Below are 19,102 nucleotides of genomic sequence, written 5' to 3'. Positions count from 1 at the left end.
AAAACAGATTGTTTTAGAGCCTTTTTTCGTATGCCATACGCTAGAATAGGAATTAAATATCAATTAATTACAATTTATAATTTAAACTAATTGGTATATTGATTATCCGGAAGATATACCTATTTAATAGCTTCATCTCGTGGCATTACTCGATACGTATACGCAACCCTTAACGGCTGCCCAGATAGGCCACCTGCTACGGCGCGCTACTTTCGGGCCAACGCCGGATCAACTTAAGGCGCTGACCGGAAAAACAGCTACTCAGGTTGTTACGCAGTTGCTGGCAGATCAGCCGATACCCCCTCTCCCACTCGATCTGAAAACTGGTAAAACGTTTACCGATCAGCCCTTCGACATGACGAATCAGGGAACGTATCAGGGGTATGTAAAGATGTGGTGGGCCAACCTGATGCTCAATCAGCCCGTATCCTTACTCGAAAAAATGACGCTGTTCTGGTCCAATCATTTCGTAACGAACGACTCGACAGTAAACGATTATCGGTACATGTACCGGTACAATACGTTGCTGAGGCAGCATGCGCTGGGTAATTTCAAAGCCTTCGTTATGGCCGTTACGCAGGACCCGGCTATGCTACGGTTTCTGAACGGAAATCAGAACGTAGTGGGTACGGCCAATGAGAATTATGCTCGCGAACTTCAGGAACTCTTCACCATCGGACGTAGCGGTGGCTACACCGAAGATGATGTTCGGGCAGCGGCTAAAGTGCTGACAAGCTGGGCTGATACGGGCTATCGCGACACTGCAAATGCAACCATCGGCAGTACGTTCCGCGCCAACCGACACGACACGTCGGACAAGAAATTTTCCGCTACGTATCAGAACACAACCATCAAAGGACGCTCGGGGGCGAACGCCGGAATTGATGAACTGAACGATTTGATCGACATGATCTTACGTAATGACGAAACTCCCCGGTATATCTGCCGACGGCTCTACGTCTGGTTTGTCAATTCCGATATTTCGGCAACCGTCGAAAACAACTTCATCCGACCGCTGGCCGACGTTTTTCGAAAAAATAATTACGATATAAAACCTGTGATGACCGCCTTACTCCAGAGTCAGCATTTTTTTGATGAAGGATTGCGGGGGGCCGTTATTAAATCGCCGACCGATCTGGTTGTCGGAACATTCCGTTTCTGGGGCTTACAAGCGCCCGATCCGTCGCAGAATATCACAGCTTATTATCAGATCGGCAATTACATCAATGCCCGCATTAAAGAGGAGCAGCAGGACATTCTTAATCCGCCTACGGTTTTTGGCTGGACCGCCTACTACCAGACAGGTTTTTATCAGCAATGGATCAATTCTACTACGTTAGGTCTGCGCGGTTATTTCAGCGATGCGCTGACAACGAATGCGCTGAAATTAAACGGGAAACCCGTCATTGATGTACTGACGTATGCCAAAACACTGTCAACGCCATCCGACCCGGCGAAACTGGTGAGCGAGATGACGGCGCAATTGCTGGCTATTACACTCTCGAAAGATCAACAGGATTTTCTGACCGATACGGTTTTACTGAATGCGCTCCCTCGCTATGAATGGACGGTTGAGTGGAACCAATACCTTCAAAGCCCTAATGATGCAGCCAAAAAACAGGCTGTTCAACTGAAACTCACTACGTTTCTGCAATACCTTTTCCGCACCGCTTTGTATCAGATTGTTTAATTACGAATGAACGAATACGTCTCACGTCATCGGTTCGCCTAATCGCTCATTAAACTATGAAGCGTCGTAACTTTTTGCGCTATGCAGCCTCGTCGCTGGTTTTGCCAGTTCTGATTGATGGGTTTGGAGCCCGGGCGTTTGCCCGTCCTTCGTCGTTTATTCACTCGCTGGTTAGTATGGCCGAAGAAAGTGATCGGGTGCTGGTCATTATCCAGTTACAGGGTGGCAATGACGGGCTGAACACGGTGATTCCGCTTGACCAGATGAACGTTTACGGCTCAGCCAGTTTTCGGGGAAATATCGCCATCCCGGAAGTGAAAGCACTTAAGCTAAAAAATTATGCGGCAACGGGTCTGCACCCTTCCATGGCAGGTATGCAACAGCTTTTCAATGAGGGTAAACTGAGTATTATTCAGGGTGTATCGTATCCTACTCCCAACTTTTCACATTTCCGGGCCAGCGATATCTGGATGACAGCGGTCGACGCCAATCAAACGGCTACGTCGGGCTGGGCAGGCCGTTACCTCGACAGGCAATTTCCTGGCTTTCCCGAAAAATACCCGACAGCATCAATGCCCGATCCCCCCGCCATTCAGATTGGCTACGTAACGGCCACTACGTTGCTTGGCCCTACCGATTCGATGGCAATCGTGCTGCAGGACCCCGATACGTTTGCGCGATTGGTTGGCGACAAACCGAACGATCCGACAACGAACGTACCAGGTTATGCCGGACAGCAAATTGAATACATCCGTCAGCAGCAGGCCAGTTCGGTAAGTTATGCCAGTCAGATTAAAACGGCGGCTGGGAAGGGCAAAAATCTCGCTACGTATCCGGTCAACAACGCGCTGGCCGCTCAGCTCAAAATCATTGCCCGACTCATCAGTGGCGGGATGAAAACAAAAGTTTACTACGTAACGCTGGGCGGCTTCGACAATCATGCGGCTCAGGTTGTGGCTACCGATACCACAACGGGAACACATGCCAATTTGCTGAAAACGCTATCCGATGCCGTTCTGGCTTTCCAGTCTGATCTGGGACAGTTGAAAATGGAAGAGCGGGTGGTAGGCATGACCTTCTCAGAATTCGGGCGACGAGCCATTTCGAACGGGAGCTTTGGTACAGATCACGGTACGTCGGCGCCGATGTTTGTGTTTGGCACGGCTGTCAAATCGCCGATGGTCGGCAAAAACCCGAACCTGAGCGATCTGGATAATAATAACCTGAAAATGCAGACCGATTTCCGGCAGGTCTACTCCGCCATTCTGACCGATTGGTTTGGTACCGACGCCAACACGGAAACAGCCGCCCTTTTCCGGGATTATCAGACTGCGCCTGTTTTCCGGCAAACGGTTACGGGCAATGAAACCGTTTTTGTCGATGCTCGTCTTTATCCAAATCCAGCTTCGGCAGTCGTAACCCTGGAATCTGCCGGGCTTTCGCAGGGCGTTACGTCTCTACAGATTGGCGACATGCAAGGGCGTTTTCGTTCACTTAATCCACTACGTTCGTCTGCTACGTCGATTCAATTTAACGCTAGTGATCTTCCCACCGGCCAATACGTAGTACGCGTTGAAACAGGCAATGGCACGTTCACCCAAAGAATGGTAGTGGCGCGGTAGAATTTAACTACGCCGTTTGATATAGTCTCGTACTTCATCGATTGCCTTATCGGCTTTGAAAAGCACAATCAGAAATTTGATTGCAATAACTATTCCAAGCAGGAACAGCAGAACATTAATAATGCTCCACAGATAAAGCATTGAGTCTGGTTTAAGCATGATTCTATGGTTTTGAGCAAGATAGACGATTAATCTATACTTTTCCCAAACATGCTGACTAAACTCAAACCGTTCCCTCAGTGCCTGTAGCGCGGGCTTGGCACTTCGCACATAAGTTGCTAACTTTTCAATACGTATCAAGCAGATTACCTCATGCCACGTACTTATATCTACTCGTTTTTGCCGATTCTACTGTTTATTCTGTTGATCGGAAAGCTGACCAGTCCTGAACCGAATCATTCGTCGGAATCCTTGTCGATACAGTCAGTTTCAACGATACCTATGTGCGGAATGACCAACGTAGGCGGCATACCTAATACGTTGCTGAAACAGTCGGTGGCGCTGCGGTCGGGTGTGGGGCAGTTTCCGACCCCAACTTCTACCAAAAACGAAAAAGCGCAGACCTATTTCGAACAAGGCATGGGCTATCTGCACGCATACTCACTGGTCGAAGCAGCCCGCTCCTTTCACGAAGCGCTACGTAACGACTCTACGATGGTGATGGCGCACGTTGGCCTGAGCCGGGTCTACACCCAGCTGGACGATGACGAAGCAGCCCGTAAAGCCGCCGATGCGGCCAAAGCATTATTAGCCTATGCATCGGAGCGGGAAAAAACGCATGTTAGCCTGCGATTCGCTCAACTGAAAGCCGTCGATTCGCTCAAAAATCAGAGCCTACTGAACGACTATCGACTAAAACTGAACGGCGCCGTAAAACGCTTTCCGCAGGATGCCGAACTCTGGCTTATGGCCGGCAATGCTTACGAACGATATGCCAACGGACGAGGTCAGGGCACTTCTACGGCAAGTATTGCTATTTATGAAAAGGTGTTGCAGCTGTTTCCCGATCATCCGTCGGCGCACCATTTCCTGATTCATGCGTATGAAGGCATGGCCGATTACGTAAAAGCTCGTGAGCATGGTGCAGCCTACGCCCGGCTGTCTCCCAATCTCGCCCACGCCTTGCACATGTACGCGCACGATCTGATGAAGACAGGAGATGTAGACGGAGCCATTGCCCAGATGTCGCAAACAGACGCGATTGAACGTAACATCTATCAAACCGATCGCTATGACGCCATGTACGACTGGCATCACGCGCACAACATTGCCTTGCTGTCGCTTTGCTATCAGTATCAGGGCCGAATGGAAGAGGCAGAGCGCTTAGCCAAAGAGCGGTTTGCGCTCGGACGCTCCATTTATCCAATCCGGGTGTTCAATAACAAAATGGGTTATCCAGGCCTCCTGATTGCTCAGAACCGCTACGCCCAGGCTCTCCCCATCGCCGAAAGTCTGACCAAAGCCGAAACGGCAGGTGAGCGAACAATTGGACATTATCTTACCGGTTTGATTCAGGTAAAACAAGGTCAGATTGACAAAGCTCGCGCTTCATTGAAAGCGGCTAATACAGAACTGCTTGTGGCGAAAAAAACCGACAAAACGGATTGGTTAGTAAGCTGGCTGGAACCACACCCCAGATTTCTGGCGGCTCTTATTTCGCTCTATGATCATAACGACCGCGAAAAGGGACTGGCCGACGTCCGTAAGTTCCAGGTCAGCGCCCGCGAGCAGTCTGGCCCCGACCCCTGGGCAGAAGCTTTGTTTCAGTTGGAAATGATTGCGCAGGCAGCCTACCAACTGAAGCTGACGGAGTTTGCCGAGGAATCCGCTAAAATTCTGGCCGAACACGATCCCAATTATCCGGGTACGCACTACGCGCTTGCCCGTGTTGCGGCAATGAAAGGTGATGCTACCACTGCTGAGCAGGAGCAGAAACTGGCCCGAAAAGGCTGGTCGAAAGCAGATGCGGGATTCCTGGCGCAGAATTTTACAAAGCGGTAGTGCACAAGCTAGCTTGTTGACACGATCCAATACGTAAAGAATTTACAGAAAAGCGGATTAACTATTTTTTTAGCTTCTTTAAGTCATCCAGCGTACCAGTAATTACGGCCGCAAACTTGCTATCATCAATGGCGGCATTGCCCTTTTTATCAATAAGCTTGCAACTGAAATTGACTCGATAGGGTGTATCTTTTTTATCGAACAGCATCTTAGGCAATACACTTAAGGTCTTACCCGGCCGGGCCGTTACGGGAAAAATAACCGGTGTAGTCGCCTGAGCTTTAATTGAAATTGGGTCGGATTGATGACCGTCGGCAATCTGCTTGCCATCGATCGCAACGGTGTAGCGGGCATCCGCTATGTTAAACGAAAATTTGTTTTTATTCACGACGTTCACTTTGGTCGCTACGTCCGTTCGCTTGAGTCCGAGCGGACCAAAATCAATATCCTCAATTTTGATTTGAGGAATATAGAATGTAGGCAATCGCCGATCTATGGTAACAGCGAATGTTTTTTCTCCCAGAATCGGTACGTCGAGTGCAAATGTAGACTGCACTTTATAGGTTGTGCTATCAATGCCCTTACGTTCCAGTGTTTTGAGTACCTGAGTCAACGTTTTAGCCATTACTTTCACCGGCAACGCCAGCAACGTACTGTCACCTGCTTTTAGCTCGATCGTTTTTTTGTATGTATCTTTAATAACAGGCGTGTTCGCAATGAATACTGTGTAATCCATCTGGTGTGCTTTGAAACCCACGGGCAATGGGTTATCAATGAGCAGTTCCATGGTCATATTTATGGCATCGTCGCTAATATCGTTGATATTCATACGGCTTAACTCCAGACGAGGTTTGAGCGTATCATCGTGCGGACCGCCCGTAGCGGTACGTTTGTCAGTCGTGTTTCTATACCAGATATATGCTCCGGCAAAGCCGATCAGCAACAGTACTAACGCAATAAGCCAGCCCTTTTTCATAACGTAACGTTTACCTGAACGTAGCGCAATAACCTTTATATGAATCAGGCTGTTTTAAGCGACTTATAAATTGTTTCTTTATGGCCCAGCCAATTGGTAGACAACCAGTAAACCTTTTCGCTTTTCACAGGTCTTAGAAACAAACCGTACTTATCCCGACTACAATGCGAACGTTCTTAGTTTGCTCGCTCCTGCTGGCTGTTGCCGCCTGTCGCCGTCCCTCAACGCAGTTTGCCGCCATGCTTACGCCCATAAACCAACCTGCCGACTATATACGTTACTTGAAATCAGGTGATGAACTGGTAGCCGTTGGCAATGATCCGGAGTGGAGCTTAATGGTCAATTCGTCGAAGGGACAAATACGTTTCAAATCGACGGCCGGCGATAGCCTGGCAACGGCAATTCCGGAGCGGCAGACTGATGCTGATGGCGTGATTCGTTACAACGTACCACTAGAGACCGGCAGTCTCAACGTAGTATTCAGGCCCGATAGCTGCCTGAATACAAAATCAGGGCAGCGTTACGATTACCGGGTTCAGGTTGACGTGCGAGGCAAGAACTACATAGGCTGCGGAGTTTCACTACAAAAGATGGCTTTGCTACAGGACATCTGGGTGCTTACCAATTTCCAGGGAAAAACCATAACCGCCAGTGGACCACGTAACGAATTGCCGCGCCTGGAAATTTCGCTGACCGAAGGCCGTGTGACGGGTACTACAGGCTGCAACCGACTGAGTGGCAGCGTTAGAGCCGACACCCGCCAGATTCAATTCGGACCGATGGTTATGACCAAAATGGCCTGTGCTGACCCGGTCGCTACGTTCGAAACAAACTTCCTGAACGCGCTGGTTCAGCCGTTCAGTTATGAGGTTGCTAACGGCAAATTGACCTTACTACGTAACCGCCAGCCAATGATGGTATTCAAAAAAGTAGATTAGTGTCATTCTGACCTTTATTTAAAGCGAACGCTCTGGCATGGCGTTCGCTTTTTGTTTATTTTTGTTTCGCATCTCGACAAAAGTCAATATTATCATCGAATAAGTTAACCGATTTTCTATCGCTTACAAGCTTTCTCAACCTGTTTTAATCCCAGACTTCTATGAAAAACTTACGGCTTCCCTCCCGTGCCATGTTATTGGCGGGGGTGCTGGCCACCACCGTACCAGGTTTGGCTCAGACAATGGCCAAACGTACCGTTGCTACTAAACCTGCCACGGTTGCTTCCGAAAGTCCTCTTGCGCTGAATCGGGTTCTGGTCTTTTCAAAAACCAAAGGCTTCCGTCACGCATCGATTCCGGTAGGCAAGCAGGCCATTATGAAACTCGGGAAGGAGAACGGGTTTGCCGTGGATACAACCGAAGACGCCAGCAAATTCACCGAAGCCAATCTAAAGCAGTACGGCGCGATTATCTGGCTCAGTACTACCGGCAATGTTCTCGACGATGCTCAGCAGGCAGCCTTCGAGCGATACATTCAGGCCGGGGGTGGTTTTGTCGGTATTCACGCAGCGGCCGACACCGAATATGACTGGCCGTGGTATAACCAGCTGGTGGGCGCGTATTTCCTGAACCATCCCAAGCAGCAGAATGCCGAAATTGAAATCGTAGACAAAACTCACCCGTCTACCAAGATGCTGCCCGATCGCTGGAAGCGGTTCGACGAGTGGTACAGCTACAAGAGCATTCAGCCCGAGCTAAAAGTGCTGGGTAAGCTCGACGAAAAAACGTACGAAGGTGGAAAAAACGGTGATAACCATCCGTTCATCTGGCACCGTGATTTCCAGGGCGGCAAATCGTTTTATACAGGCGGAGGACATACCGACGAATCGTACAGCGATCCACTCTTTTTGCAGCACATTCTGGGTGGTATCAAATCGGTAATGGCAACCAGCCTGAAATTTGGCCAGGCCACAACGAAGCCCTTTCCGGAAGAAACCCGCTTTGAGCAACAGGTATTGATTCAGGGGATGGACGAACCAACCGAACTGGCTGTACTGGACGATGGAAAAGTGCTATTCGCCCAGCGCAAAGGTGAGCTAAAGGTCTACGACCCTAAAAAAAAAACGGCCAAGCTGGTAGCCAACTTTCCGGTGTTCAGCAAGTTCGAGTACGGCCTGATGGGGCTGAACATTGACCCGAACTTCAAGCAGAACAAGTGGATTTACGTTTATTATTCTCCCCTATCCGGCGCGACAGTTGCTGACACGGCTCAACATCTGTCGCGCTTTGTTTATGACGACGTAAAGGATACCGTACTTCTCAATACCGAAAAGGTGCTGTTAACCATTCCGGTTAAACGCGACGGTTGTTGCCACACGGGCGGTTCTATTGCCTGGGATCGGAAAGGGAACCTTTACCTGTCAACCGGTGATGATACAAATCCCTTCAACTCCGACGGTTACGCGCCTATTGACGAACGGCCAGGACGTAAGGGCTGGGATGCTCGCCTGACCTCAAGCAATACAAACGATTTACGCGGTAAGATTCTGCGTATTCACCCGGAGTCCGACGGTACGTACACCGTTCCTGAGGGTAATCTGTTCCCGAAAGGTAACCCGAAAGCCCGGCCGGAAATATACGTAATGGGTAATCGTAATCCGTATCGTATTTCCGTAGACCAGCGTACCGGCTATCTGTACTGGGGCGAAGTAGGTCCGGACGCTGGCAACAACAGCGAGAAATACGGGCCACGCGGTCATGATGAGGTTAACCAGGCTCGTCAGGCTGGCTATTTTGGCTGGCCGCTGTTCGTTGCCGACAACCGCCCCTACCACCAGCGTACCTTCGCCGACAGCACCACAGGACCACTATTCGATCCGCAGAAGCCTATCAACGATTCGCCGAATAATACAGGCCTCAGGGAGTTGCCGCCCGCTCAGAAAGCGTACATTTATTACCCTTACGCTGATTCGCCGGAGTTTGGCGAAATTGTTGGTAAAGGCGGACGTAACGCTATGGGAGGCCCCGTGTATTACTACGATGATTATCCGGAAACGTCGGTAAAATTCCCCCGTCATTACGATGGTAAGTTCTTTGCGTACGACTGGATACGCGACTGGATTCATCCGGTTACGATGAAAGAAAATGGCGATTTCGTGAAGATGGAAACTTTCATGCCGAACACGAAATTCTCGCACGTTATCGACATGCAGTTTGCAAAAGACGGCTCACTCTATACTATTGAGTATGGGCAGAAATGGTTTGGCGCCAACGCTGACGCTCGTTTATCCCGTATTACGTACAATGCCGGTAACCGTAAGCCTGTGGCTATGGCCAGTGCCAATAAAATGGTTGGTGCAGCTCCGCTCATGGTGAAATTTGACGGAAAAAAATCAATCGATTACGACGGTGATGCGCTGAAATACGAGTGGTCGTTTGGCAAAAATATGCCAAAACAAACGACTGCTACGCCAACCGTTACGTTCAGCAAGCCCGGTGTTTATCCGACAACGCTGAAGGTGACCGATGCAGCGGGTAACGTATCGACCAAAACAATCGAAATCAAGGTCGGTAATGATGAGCCTAAAGTTGAGGTAGCCGTTGCAGGAAATAAAACGTTCTATTTCCCGGACAAGCCCGTTAAATACGCTGTAAAAGTTACGGATAAAGAAGACGGTACGTTGCAAAAAGGGATCAATTCCGACGACGTAACGATGACAATTGATTACCTGGAAGGGTTCGACAAAACGATGCTTGCCCAGGGCCATCAGGCCAATACAGGCTTCTCGACCGGCAAACGATTGATCGACCTCAGCGACTGCAAAGCGTGTCATACGATTGATCAGAAGTCGATTGGTCCGGCTTACCTCGACGTAGCGCGGAAATATAAAGGTGCTCAGGTCGAAAGCAAACTGGTGCGCAAGATCATTACCGGTGGTGGCGGTGTCTGGGGTGAACAGGCGATGAGCGCCCATCCGCAGTTGAAAGAAAGCGAAGTAACCGATATGGTACGTTACATTCTCTCACTGGCCGATGAAAAACCCGCCAATCGCAAGCCAATTGCAGGTGACTACGTACCTGTTCAGCAGAAAAAAGATGGTTCGTATATTCTAACAGCCAGCTATACAGACAGAGGGAACGGGGTTATTGGCCCACTGACAGGCTCTACTTCGCTGGCGCTACGTTCACCATCGGTAAAAGCAGTCTCAGCGGATGTCAAACAGGACATTTATCAGGCTGATATTCCAAAAATGGGTCCAACTGCTATTGGCCTGAAATCGGGTAGTTATCTAGCCTTTAATGACATTGATCTGACGGGCATTGGGGGCATTACCTCAACAGCTTTTGCCTCCAACGATCAGGTTGCAGGTGGCAAGCTGGAAGCCCGTCTTGATTCGCCTACTGGAACCTTGCTCGGTGAAGCTGAAGTAAAAAAGGGGAACACGGCTCCTGTCAATATTCCCTTCCGCCAGCCGGTTTCGGGTATGCATAAATTGTACCTTGTTTTTGTCAATCCGAGTGCAGGCCCTAAACCGCTGTTTGCCGTCGATAAAGTACAGTTCAGCAGTCAGGGAATGTAATAAACCTTATTTTTTGAAGCTCGAAGCCTCGGTCAGCACTGATCGGGGCTTCTGACTTTTAGCCAGTTGAGGTATTGCTCCACCTGAACGAATTACAAAAGCAGGCTTACACGTACTCTGTTATACGACATTATATATACCGTTCATATCGTCTACTGTACAATCAGAATTAACGGCGAGTACAACTTGGTGATAATGAGTAGAAGCATAAAAAAACGAATGGGCTCGGTCATTCAGAGTCGCTACCTAGTTTTCGCTTAGGGTTCGGCAGCAGAGCGGGGTTTAGTATATCTAAAAACTTCAGTCTGCAGCTAATATTATTTCCTGCTTTTTTAATCGACCGAGGTCCAATATGTCTATTGAACCTCGGTCGATTCGACTGGAGCCAGCCGGGCGCTGAAACGCCGAATGATGGGCTCCGTCAGAACTGCGGCTCCGTCCTCCTGCTTGTCTTCCGTAAGCACTGAGTGCGTAATACCCGCCATTAACAATCGTATCAGGCCAATTTCTACCCCGCTGGCGCTTTCCACCTGCTTAAGAAATTCATCCTGATGGGCAGCCATGTTCCGGCCCAGCTCCGTTAGTTTATTATCCATTTGCCAACGTATCAGTACGGGCAGAGCCGGATTCGTGTGCAATGTCTGGTAATACTGAACGGCATACGTTTCGATAACGACCGGGGAGCTGGAAACAGCCGTGACCTGAGCATGAATATCCTCCAGACTGTGCTGATAGAGCGCTTCAATCAGGCCGTTCCACCCATTAAAGTACCGGTAAAGAAGCACTTTATTAATGCCTGCCTGTTTTGCAATGGCATTAACACCCGCCTTACTGACTCCACCTCGGGCAATGGCATCGCCTGCCGCCTGTAGAATCTTGACTATCGTTTTCTCTTTATTTCTCCGCTTAACTACTTTCTTGAGAATCATTTCAGGTCCTGAACATAAGTCTGCAATATAGTAGTAATTGGAGTTTAACGATTAGTACCGAATGCCGATCCACCCGTATGGGTTTCGGTGAGCTGCAATGCTTTCGTCAATGCGTTGCTTAACAAGAGCGTCATAAGCAGCGTCGTTGATTTTCTTGCCTTTCGATTTCGGCAATTTCAGATCATCGGGCGTTACCGGCCTGAACGTTACGTTCGTAGCTTCAATTATTACGTCGCCATCGTTAAGATCCAGTTCTAGAATCAACCCAGGCAGGCTATTCACCCGCTCAGGGCCAGCCGATACGGGGATATCCTGCGCAAACCAGGCCGTAATTTTCTGCTTCTTGATAGGGTCTTCCGTCTCGGCTTTCATGCATACGTAACCCGCTATTTCTTTAATCTGATTACCAATTTTCCAGACAGGCGCGTGCAGTGAGTCTTCAACAACGTAGGTTTTGCCAAGCATCTCGATGATGTCGGTCTTTTTATCCTTCTCAAAGTTACGGTACACGTAAAACTCTGATTTGCGGTAGGAATAGCCGCCTTCTTCGGGTTCGTCGCTGAAGTAGGTATACAAACTTTCGGTTGGGCTGAACGCCAGCTTCATCTTGATACCTTTGTTGTTTTCTTCCCAGTTTTTCCAGGTTTGCGACTCGCGGTCTTTTTGTTCCTTGCTCAGAAAAGGTAATCTATTGACAATTTTCAGCCAGTATTCCTTCCGAACATACGTAACAACGCCTTCGGTTTTCTGAGCCATTGCTCCTGTGCTCATCAGCAGGCACAACAGAATAAGTAGTTTCTTCATAATTAGAATTAGGAAATAGTTAGCTCAGAAATATCCTTCCCGGCGCATCTTGGCCTGAACGCCCCGCATGTTGTACGTAAAACCCAGCGTAAAATACCGGGCCAGCGTCTGAATCGTTTCCGACTGCGTGTAATTAACCCCTCGGTTAAGCGAAACTGCTACGTTCCGATTGAGCATATCCACCGCCGTCAGCCGAATTTCGGCTCGTTTGGCTTTACCCAGAATGTGATACACCGACGCGTTCCAGATCGGAATCCGGAGATCGAAGTTAAGCTGTTCGTTTTTATTGACCCGGTAGTTCAGCGTTGTGTTAATGTAAAAATCGTGCGGCATTTTCAGCGTTAGTTCGCCCCCGAAAATATTGTTCGTAAAGGACTGGTTCCGGTTTGGACTGATCGAAAATTCCGTCCGTGTTAAGCCCACGTTAGCGTTTCCATAAAAGGTTAGCCACTCGGTAGGTGTCAGGCTTAACCGGGCGCCTACGTTATACCCCTGCACCCGCGTGTCGTTGATTATGCCGTTGATTCGCGTGGGGTTCCGGCCAAAATTCAGGTTCGTATTCAGGTCGAGCGTCGCTTTTGTCTTTTTCAACGGAAATCCAAAACCAATATACGTTCCCAGATTATGACCACCCGACATATTCTCGGGTTTGATTACCGTAACCAGCGTTTGCGGATTGGTATTCTGGCTGTACACAATCTGGTTTACATATTTTGTCCCGTACATGCCAATGTAAGCATTGATAAAATTGCCCGGATTGAAGTAATTGAAGCCGAGATTCAGGTTATGCCCCAGTTGCGGCAACAAGTCGGGATTGCCTTCATTGATGAAATACGGATTGCTGTTATTGATGATAGGCTGTAAATCACGCGATGTCGGTATCTGGACGCTTACGTTATAGTTAGCGTTAAGATACCGGTTGTTTTTCATACTGTAGTTCAAGCCAACGTTTGGAATAACGGTAGTAAAGACCCGGTTTATCTGACGGAACGTAGTGGTTGTCTGATCGGGTGCAAACTGCCCGTCGAGGGTGAACCGCTGACCCGCCAGCCCTGCCGATACGTTCAGACCTTTATACGAATAGCGAATGCTACTTCCGATCCGGTTATAGACGTAGTTATTCTTATAATACAGGCTCAGCGAATCAACGCGGGTATAGTTGTCAGTACGATTAAACACGTCACGATCCACCTCATCGTAGCGAAGACTGAAGTTGTAGAATGTTTCCCAGAAAAACCGTTTGGCAAAGGGCTCTACGTACTGCAAACTGGCTTTGTACTCACTGCGAATAATATCATTACGCTGATCCTGGTGAATATCAGGCAGTTGCTCAATCGGAGTGATCGGGCCGGTATACGTATTGCGGGAGTCCAGATTCAACGTAGCGTCGTTCGTATTCACTTCATACGTAGCACTGGCCGCGAAACTACGCCCTTTCTTGCTCCGCATTTTATGCCGGTAAATCACCGAATTGGACGTAGCAAACTGGCGCTGGGTGCTATTATTCACGCTTTCATTGTTCGTAGAAGCGCCGTTGCTGCGGGTCAGTTGCTGGTTTCGGAAAAGATAAGCATTACCGGTACCGTAGCGGCTATTATTAATGAACAGCAATGAATTAAGCGAATCTATTTCTTTCTCATACCGCAGGCTAACCCGATGATTTCCGTTGAAATTTATCTGACTGCTGTTTTCAAGGGTCGTGTAGATATCCTGCGGTAACGTATTGTCGCGCTTGCGTTGGGCATCCAGCTCAATTCGGGTCTGATTATAATAGTAGCTTCCACTCCATTTCTTCTGTTTCGTATCGTAATTGTAGTTGATGCCACCAGCCGCATTGTTCGAAAAACCGACCCCCTGCCGCCCAGTCACCGGAATACCCAGGCCTTCGTCGCCACTATCCGAAAAATAGAAAAAGTTTCCACTGAAGCCAAAGTCAGCATTCTGATTGGCGTTGTAGGCATTACTACCCCTAAAATCCTGATAATCATCACGCGACAGGCCCTGCTGGTTTGTGTTGTTTCCCAGGCCCACCAGCGAAAACTGATGCTTGGCGTTGAATTTGTTATAACTGGCTTTAATTTCGGCCCGGGGCGATACGTTGTTGGAAGCCGGGCCAGCCGCTGCCGCTACCTTACCGAAACCACCTTTTTTGAATTCTTCTTTCAGCTCCAGATTAACGGTTTTCTCTTTCTTGCCGTCATCAATACCCGTCATCTTAGCCTGTTCCGTCTTGTCATTAAAGACCTGTACTTTTGTAATGGCCTCTGCCTGAAGGTTTTTAGTAGCCTGCTTCGGATCGTTTCCAAAGAAGTTCTTACCATCGACAGTCACCCGCTTTACGTCCTGTCCCTGCGCCTTAATGTTACCATCCTGATCGACCTGAACACCGGGCAGCTTACGTAGTAAATCTTCAACAGTCGAACCGGGCGGCACCTTAAATGAACTGGCATTATACTCAATCGTATCGCCTTTGATCGTTAGTGGTGCTTTCGCCGTTTTCACAACAACTTCGAACAACTCCTTCGTAATCGGCTTCATTTTCAACGCGCCAAGGTCCATAACCGGTTCGCCCGATGGCTTAATAACCTGATTATACGGAATAAAGCCGACGAACGAAATTTTCAGAATGTAAGTACCGGTTTTAATATTCTTTAACGAAAAGGCGCCCGATGCATTGGTTCGGGTGAAGTTGACCAGCGACGAATCTTTTGGATTCAACAGCATCACGGTCGATTCGGCAAGTGGGACTGCCGACGTATCGACGGCACGCCCTTGCAGCGTAAAACGAGCTGGAGGTGGGGTTTGGGCATACAGCACCGCCGTCAGCAGACACAATACGGCCAGCAGGAAAAGCTTTTTCATGGAATGTTAGGAGTAAAGGAATAGGTAGTACTGGCAAAGCTAATCGGATAGAAGTAGCCTTGTTGATGCGTTAACGATTTTTAACTAAATTTATAGTAGACAATTTCGTAAACGGTCAACACCCTCACAATGAGTCACAACTACGGCCAAACGTTGCAAGCCTTATAAGCTAAGAGAAGAAAAAGAGGGAAATTCCATAAACGAAGCCGCCAGTTATTAGCCGTCAGCCATATTCGCGCGTCAGCCGCTACGGATTATTCTCCAATATCTCCCGAATGGCCCGTGCTTTCAGCAGACATTCCTCCCACTCCTCAGCGGGGTTGGAATCGTACGTAATGGCGCTACCAACCGAAAAAGATGCGTACCGACTTTGTGCATTGTAGAGCAGCGTTCGAATGACAACACTAAAATCAAAATTTCCATCGGGCGTTACGTAGCCAACCGCGCCCGAATACAAACCTCGCCGACTGACTTCCAATTCATCAATCAGCTCCATCGCCCGTATTTTTGGCGCCCCTGTCATGCTCCCCATCGGGAATGCACGCTCAACAGCCTGCGCCCAGCTCATATCCTCACGTAATGTTGCCGAGACAGTCGAAATCATTTGATAAACCTGCTGGAAGCCATAGATTCCAAATAGCTCATCTACCTTGATTGAACCGGTTATAGCACTTCGAGCCAGATCGTTACGTACCAGATCAACGATCATCAGATTTTCAGCACGCTCTTTTTCGGAGTTCAGCAATTGATTACGCAGATGCGCATCTTCCTCCTCATTGCTTCCTCTCCGGATGGTACCTTTTATGGGTTGCGATACAACAGTACGTCCTTCTTTTTTCAGGAACCGCTCTGGCGACGCACCTACAACGTACCGCTCCCCCAGTTTGAGGAAATTAGAAAACGGCATTGGCGACCGCTGACTAAGCGCCTGATACGTTGCTAACGGATTCAGTAGCAGGTTTTCAGCAAAAAATTCAATGCAGTAATTCAGCTCATACACATCGCCCTCCCGAATATGCTGCTGAATCCGTCGAACATTGGCCTGATATTCGTCAGACGTAACGCGGCACTGTACCATAGCAGGGAATGAATGAGTCACATCAGATTGGACGTCTGCTGTTAATTGCCGCATCAAATCATCTGTGTCGCCATAGCCCTTGACTTCTATAGCATCCGATTCAAAGTCAATAATCCATTCAGGCTCAACAAAATAGATATCCAGAAAACCTAATCGGTTTGGGTTTCGGCTACTCAATACCTCGAGCTGATTTTTTAAATCATATCCGAAATAGCCTACCAGAAACGACGGATGCTCGCTATGCGCTGCGTATAAATCCTGAAACGATTTATTTCCTGAAAACGGAATGACCCGTTTCGCTCCAACAAAAAGCCGGTTACGAAACGGGTCATTAGGGTAAGCGATACCGTTGTTATTCAGCGCAGCGACAAAGCCATTCTCGCCTGTCTGTTGATTGACGGCCCAGTTTAGCGCACGCCACCAAAACACTGAGACATCGTCAATGGCAATACGTACTACGTTCATACCTAGCGACGTACCAGACGCACGTCAACAGCAATGTCTTTACCTTCGGCGTTTTGCCCAAGAGTAAATTCTACTTCGTCATCAACCTGGAGTTCGTTGAAATCCGTGTCAATCAGACTCGTATAATGGAAAAACAAATTATTGGGCGGGTAATTGATAAACCCATATCCTGTTTTTAGATTACGAATCGTGCTGATTTTACGCCCTTCCGGATCGTCATCTTCTCCCGCGCCAATAATATTATAGTTAGGCTCGTCGATGAGCGGATAGTCGTCGTAGGAGTGCCCGTTAGCGAATCCGGTAGCATAATTATTTCCATTGGCAGCCGCGGCAAAGGCCGGACGGGGCTGCTGTTTGACAAACAGATTCTGAATTACCAGATCATTCCGACGGCTTCGATCATCAATGATTCCATGCATGGCCACCGGATACGAGACCTCTTCCAGCAAATCTTGCGACGTACGGGTTATTTGCTTTTCGCCCTGCTCATTCAGAAATTCAAAATCCCAGCTCAGCACCATAATGCGTGAACCCAGCGTGTTCAGTTTCCGAATAAGGGGAACGTAATCTCCATCCGACGTAATAAGGACTACTACGTCGAATTTTTTATACTGAGCCAGTTCAAAGGCTTCCAGCGCTAACCAGACATCAATACCTTTTTCCTGACGATAGCCTTGATACGTTTTTACGGGTAAGTAGTGCGTTACAACACCTTCCGACATCAATATATCGTCGAACAGACGATCATAAAATAATTGATTTCCGCGCTGATTAGCTTCGTGAGCATTCAGACGACCTCGAAAATAGTGGGCATCAACAATCTGGCACAACCGCTCATTAACCCCTTCCTCCTCAGCAACCTGCCTTTTTATAAAGGCGTGCAGACCCGAAATACTGATTCGGCTACGGCGTTCGTGTGAATAATTGTAATAGTTACTTACATGTAAAAAATAATTGCCGTCATAGAAAACCCCAATGCGGGTTAGCCTAGATGATGTCGCTGGCATGTTTTACTAAACAGTTTATAAATTGTATGTATAGGATAATTAGGATGCGTTCTTATTAGAGGAGGTTGTGTATGGATGCGTATCTACTGTAAAGCCGGTGATTAAGCCGTTTGTTTTATTGTATTACTAAAATATAAACTAAGTAATTGACTAGTTTTTATAAAAAAAGAGGAATGTAGACCTAAATTGTAGAAGCTGCTAGGCAGGTAATATATACTACTTACTGGTTAACAAACTACAACAACGTATACGGAAAATTACAAAAAAACCACTATAAAGAACTACTCTGCAAACATAACACTTTTTCATAAGCAATGTTCCCACAATGTATCTTTGTTGGCTCATTTATGCCATTATGCGAAAAATTTTGTTCATTGACCGCGACGGTACACTGATTATCGAGCCACAGCCCGATCAACAGGTCGATTCCTTAGCTAAACTTGATTACATCCCCGGGGCTATTTCTGCCATGCGGAAAATTGCCGAAGAAACGGATTACGACCTGGTGATGGTTACTAACCAGGATGGCCTCGGCACCAGCTCGTTTCCAGAAGAAACGTTCTGGCCTGCCCACAATAAGATGCTGGCAACGTTTGCAGGCGAAAATATCCATTTCTCTGCAGTTCACATTGACCGGCACTTTCCTCATGACAATTCTATAACCCGGAAGCCTGGCACTGGAATGCTGACGGACTACTTTAGCGACACCTATGATCTGGCTAATAGCTACGTTATTGGCGACCGACTCACTGACGTGCAGCTTGCCATTAACCTGGGCGCTAAAGCTATTCTGTTTTTACCCCCTAATGGTCTTTCTACCGTCCAGTATGCCGATGTGGATGGCCTTACCGAAGCGATGCAGCAGGCTATTGCTTTTAAAAGCGACAGCTGGCAGCAGATTTATGAATTTTTACGGCTTCCTCCCCGTACCGCTACGGTCGAACGTAACACCAGGGAAACTCAGATTCGGGTCGATCTAAACCTCGACGGACAAGGTCGGTCCAGCATGAAAACCGGACTCGGTTTTTTTGATCATATGCTCGATCAACTGGCTAAACATTCGGGAGCAGATCTGACCATCCAGGTCAACGGCGATTTGCATATTGACGAACATCATACCATTGAAGACACAGCGTTAGCCCTCGGCGA

General features: G+C 48.2%; 13 protein-coding genes. 6 read left to right on the top strand and 7 right to left on the bottom strand.

Features of this window, described 5'->3' with window-relative positions:
• Nucleotides 1–139 precede the first annotated feature (139 nt).
• Entirely contained in the window at nt 140–1,690 is a 1,551-nt protein-coding gene (locus tag ACOJS8_RS17915) for a DUF1800 domain-containing protein (RefSeq protein WP_420149917.1), read from the top strand.
• Nucleotides 1,691–1,746: 56 nt separating this feature from the next.
• Nucleotides 1,747–3,312, top strand: a complete 1,566-nt coding sequence (locus ACOJS8_RS17910; RefSeq protein WP_420149916.1) for a DUF1501 domain-containing protein — start codon at nt 1,747–1,749, stop codon at nt 3,310–3,312.
• Between the two features lie 3 nt (nt 3,313–3,315).
• Here ACOJS8_RS17910 and ACOJS8_RS17905 read toward each other — a convergent pair whose 3' ends face one another.
• A complete protein-coding gene (locus tag ACOJS8_RS17905) occupies nt 3,316–3,471 on the bottom strand; it encodes a hypothetical protein (protein WP_420149915.1) in 156 nt (51 codons plus the stop codon).
• A gap of 153 nt (nt 3,472–3,624) precedes the next feature.
• Between ACOJS8_RS17905 and ACOJS8_RS17900 the strand changes: the two genes are divergently transcribed.
• Nucleotides 3,625–5,313, top strand: a complete 1,689-nt coding sequence (locus ACOJS8_RS17900) for a tetratricopeptide repeat protein (RefSeq protein ID WP_420149914.1) — start codon at nt 3,625–3,627, stop codon at nt 5,311–5,313.
• A gap of 61 nt (nt 5,314–5,374) precedes the next feature.
• Here the strand turns inward: ACOJS8_RS17900 and ACOJS8_RS17895 are convergent, their stop codons facing one another.
• Nucleotides 5,375–6,289, bottom strand: a complete 915-nt coding sequence (locus ACOJS8_RS17895) for an LEA type 2 family protein (protein WP_420149913.1) — start codon at nt 6,287–6,289, stop codon at nt 5,375–5,377.
• Between the two features lie 164 nt (nt 6,290–6,453).
• On the opposite strand from ACOJS8_RS17895, the gene ACOJS8_RS17890 reads away from it, so the two are divergent.
• Together ACOJS8_RS17890 and ACOJS8_RS17885 are read left to right on the top strand one after the other, a co-directional pair.
• Nucleotides 6,454–7,227: an META domain-containing protein gene (locus tag ACOJS8_RS17890; RefSeq protein WP_420149912.1), complete on the top strand. Its 774-nt coding sequence runs from the start codon at nt 6,454–6,456 to the stop codon at nt 7,225–7,227.
• Nucleotides 7,228–7,388: 161 nt separating this feature from the next.
• Nucleotides 7,389–10,808 carry a ThuA domain-containing protein gene (locus ACOJS8_RS17885; RefSeq protein WP_420149911.1) on the top strand — a complete coding sequence of 1,140 codons (3,420 nt, stop codon included), beginning with the start codon at nt 7,389–7,391 and terminating at the stop codon, nt 10,806–10,808.
• Nucleotides 10,809–11,164: 356 nt separating this feature from the next.
• On the opposite strand, the gene ACOJS8_RS17880 is transcribed toward ACOJS8_RS17885, so the two are convergent.
• The 5 genes from ACOJS8_RS17880 to ACOJS8_RS17860 form a co-directional block, all read right to left on the bottom strand.
• Nucleotides 11,165–11,737: a TetR/AcrR family transcriptional regulator gene (locus tag ACOJS8_RS17880; protein WP_420149910.1), complete on the bottom strand. Its 573-nt coding sequence runs from the start codon at nt 11,735–11,737 to the stop codon at nt 11,165–11,167.
• 51 nt (nt 11,738–11,788) lie between these two features.
• Nucleotides 11,789–12,541 (bottom strand): GLPGLI family protein, encoded by a 753-nt coding sequence (locus ACOJS8_RS17875; RefSeq protein WP_420149909.1) that lies wholly within the window; start codon nt 12,539–12,541, stop codon nt 11,789–11,791.
• Between the two features lie 24 nt (nt 12,542–12,565).
• Nucleotides 12,566–15,403 (bottom strand): TonB-dependent receptor domain-containing protein, encoded by a 2,838-nt coding sequence (locus ACOJS8_RS17870; protein ID WP_420149908.1) that lies wholly within the window; start codon nt 15,401–15,403, stop codon nt 12,566–12,568.
• Nucleotides 15,404–15,650: 247 nt separating this feature from the next.
• Complete coding sequence (gene pabB / locus ACOJS8_RS17865) at nt 15,651–16,946, bottom strand: aminodeoxychorismate synthase component I (protein ID WP_420149907.1); 1,296 nt, start codon at nt 16,944–16,946, stop codon at nt 15,651–15,653.
• A gap of 2 nt (nt 16,947–16,948) precedes the next feature.
• Complete coding sequence (locus tag ACOJS8_RS17860; protein WP_420149906.1) at nt 16,949–17,953, bottom strand: NYN domain-containing protein; 1,005 nt, start codon at nt 17,951–17,953, stop codon at nt 16,949–16,951.
• Between the two features lie 355 nt (nt 17,954–18,308).
• Between ACOJS8_RS17860 and hisB the strand changes: the two genes are divergently transcribed.
• A partial coding sequence (gene hisB, locus ACOJS8_RS17855; protein ID WP_420149905.1) for a histidinol-phosphatase occupies nt 18,309–19,102 on the top strand: 794 nt, incomplete at its 3' end.

This window comes from Spirosoma sp., from assembly GCF_048594605.1.
Classification (GTDB): Bacteria; Bacteroidota; Bacteroidia; order Cytophagales; family Spirosomataceae; genus Spirosoma.
This window is presented reverse-complemented; position numbering and strand designations above follow the sequence as displayed.

Bases quoted from the DNA above. Each gene is read 5' to 3' on its own strand.
- ACOJS8_RS17910 (WP_420149916.1), top strand. From the start codon at position 1,747: ATGAAGCGTCGTAACTTTTTGCGCTATGCAGCCTCGTCGCTGGTTTTG.
- ACOJS8_RS17905 (WP_420149915.1), bottom strand. From the start codon at position 3,471: ATGCTTAAACCAGACTCAATGCTTTATCTGTGGAGCATTATTAATGTT.
- ACOJS8_RS17900 (WP_420149914.1), top strand. From the start codon at position 3,625: ATGCCACGTACTTATATCTACTCGTTTTTGCCGATTCTACTGTTTATT.
- ACOJS8_RS17895 (WP_420149913.1), bottom strand. From the start codon at position 6,289: ATGAAAAAGGGCTGGCTTATTGCGTTAGTACTGTTGCTGATCGGCTTT.
- ACOJS8_RS17890 (WP_420149912.1), top strand. From the start codon at position 6,454: ATGCGAACGTTCTTAGTTTGCTCGCTCCTGCTGGCTGTTGCCGCCTGT.
- ACOJS8_RS17885 (WP_420149911.1), top strand. From the start codon at position 7,389: ATGAAAAACTTACGGCTTCCCTCCCGTGCCATGTTATTGGCGGGGGTG.
- ACOJS8_RS17880 (WP_420149910.1), bottom strand. From the start codon at position 11,737: ATGATTCTCAAGAAAGTAGTTAAGCGGAGAAATAAAGAGAAAACGATA.
- ACOJS8_RS17875 (WP_420149909.1), bottom strand. From the start codon at position 12,541: ATGAAGAAACTACTTATTCTGTTGTGCCTGCTGATGAGCACAGGAGCA.
- ACOJS8_RS17870 (WP_420149908.1), bottom strand. From the start codon at position 15,403: ATGAAAAAGCTTTTCCTGCTGGCCGTATTGTGTCTGCTGACGGCGGTG.
- pabB (WP_420149907.1), bottom strand. From the start codon at position 16,946: ATGAACGTAGTACGTATTGCCATTGACGATGTCTCAGTGTTTTGGTGG.
- ACOJS8_RS17860 (WP_420149906.1), bottom strand. From the start codon at position 17,953: ATGCCAGCGACATCATCTAGGCTAACCCGCATTGGGGTTTTCTATGAC.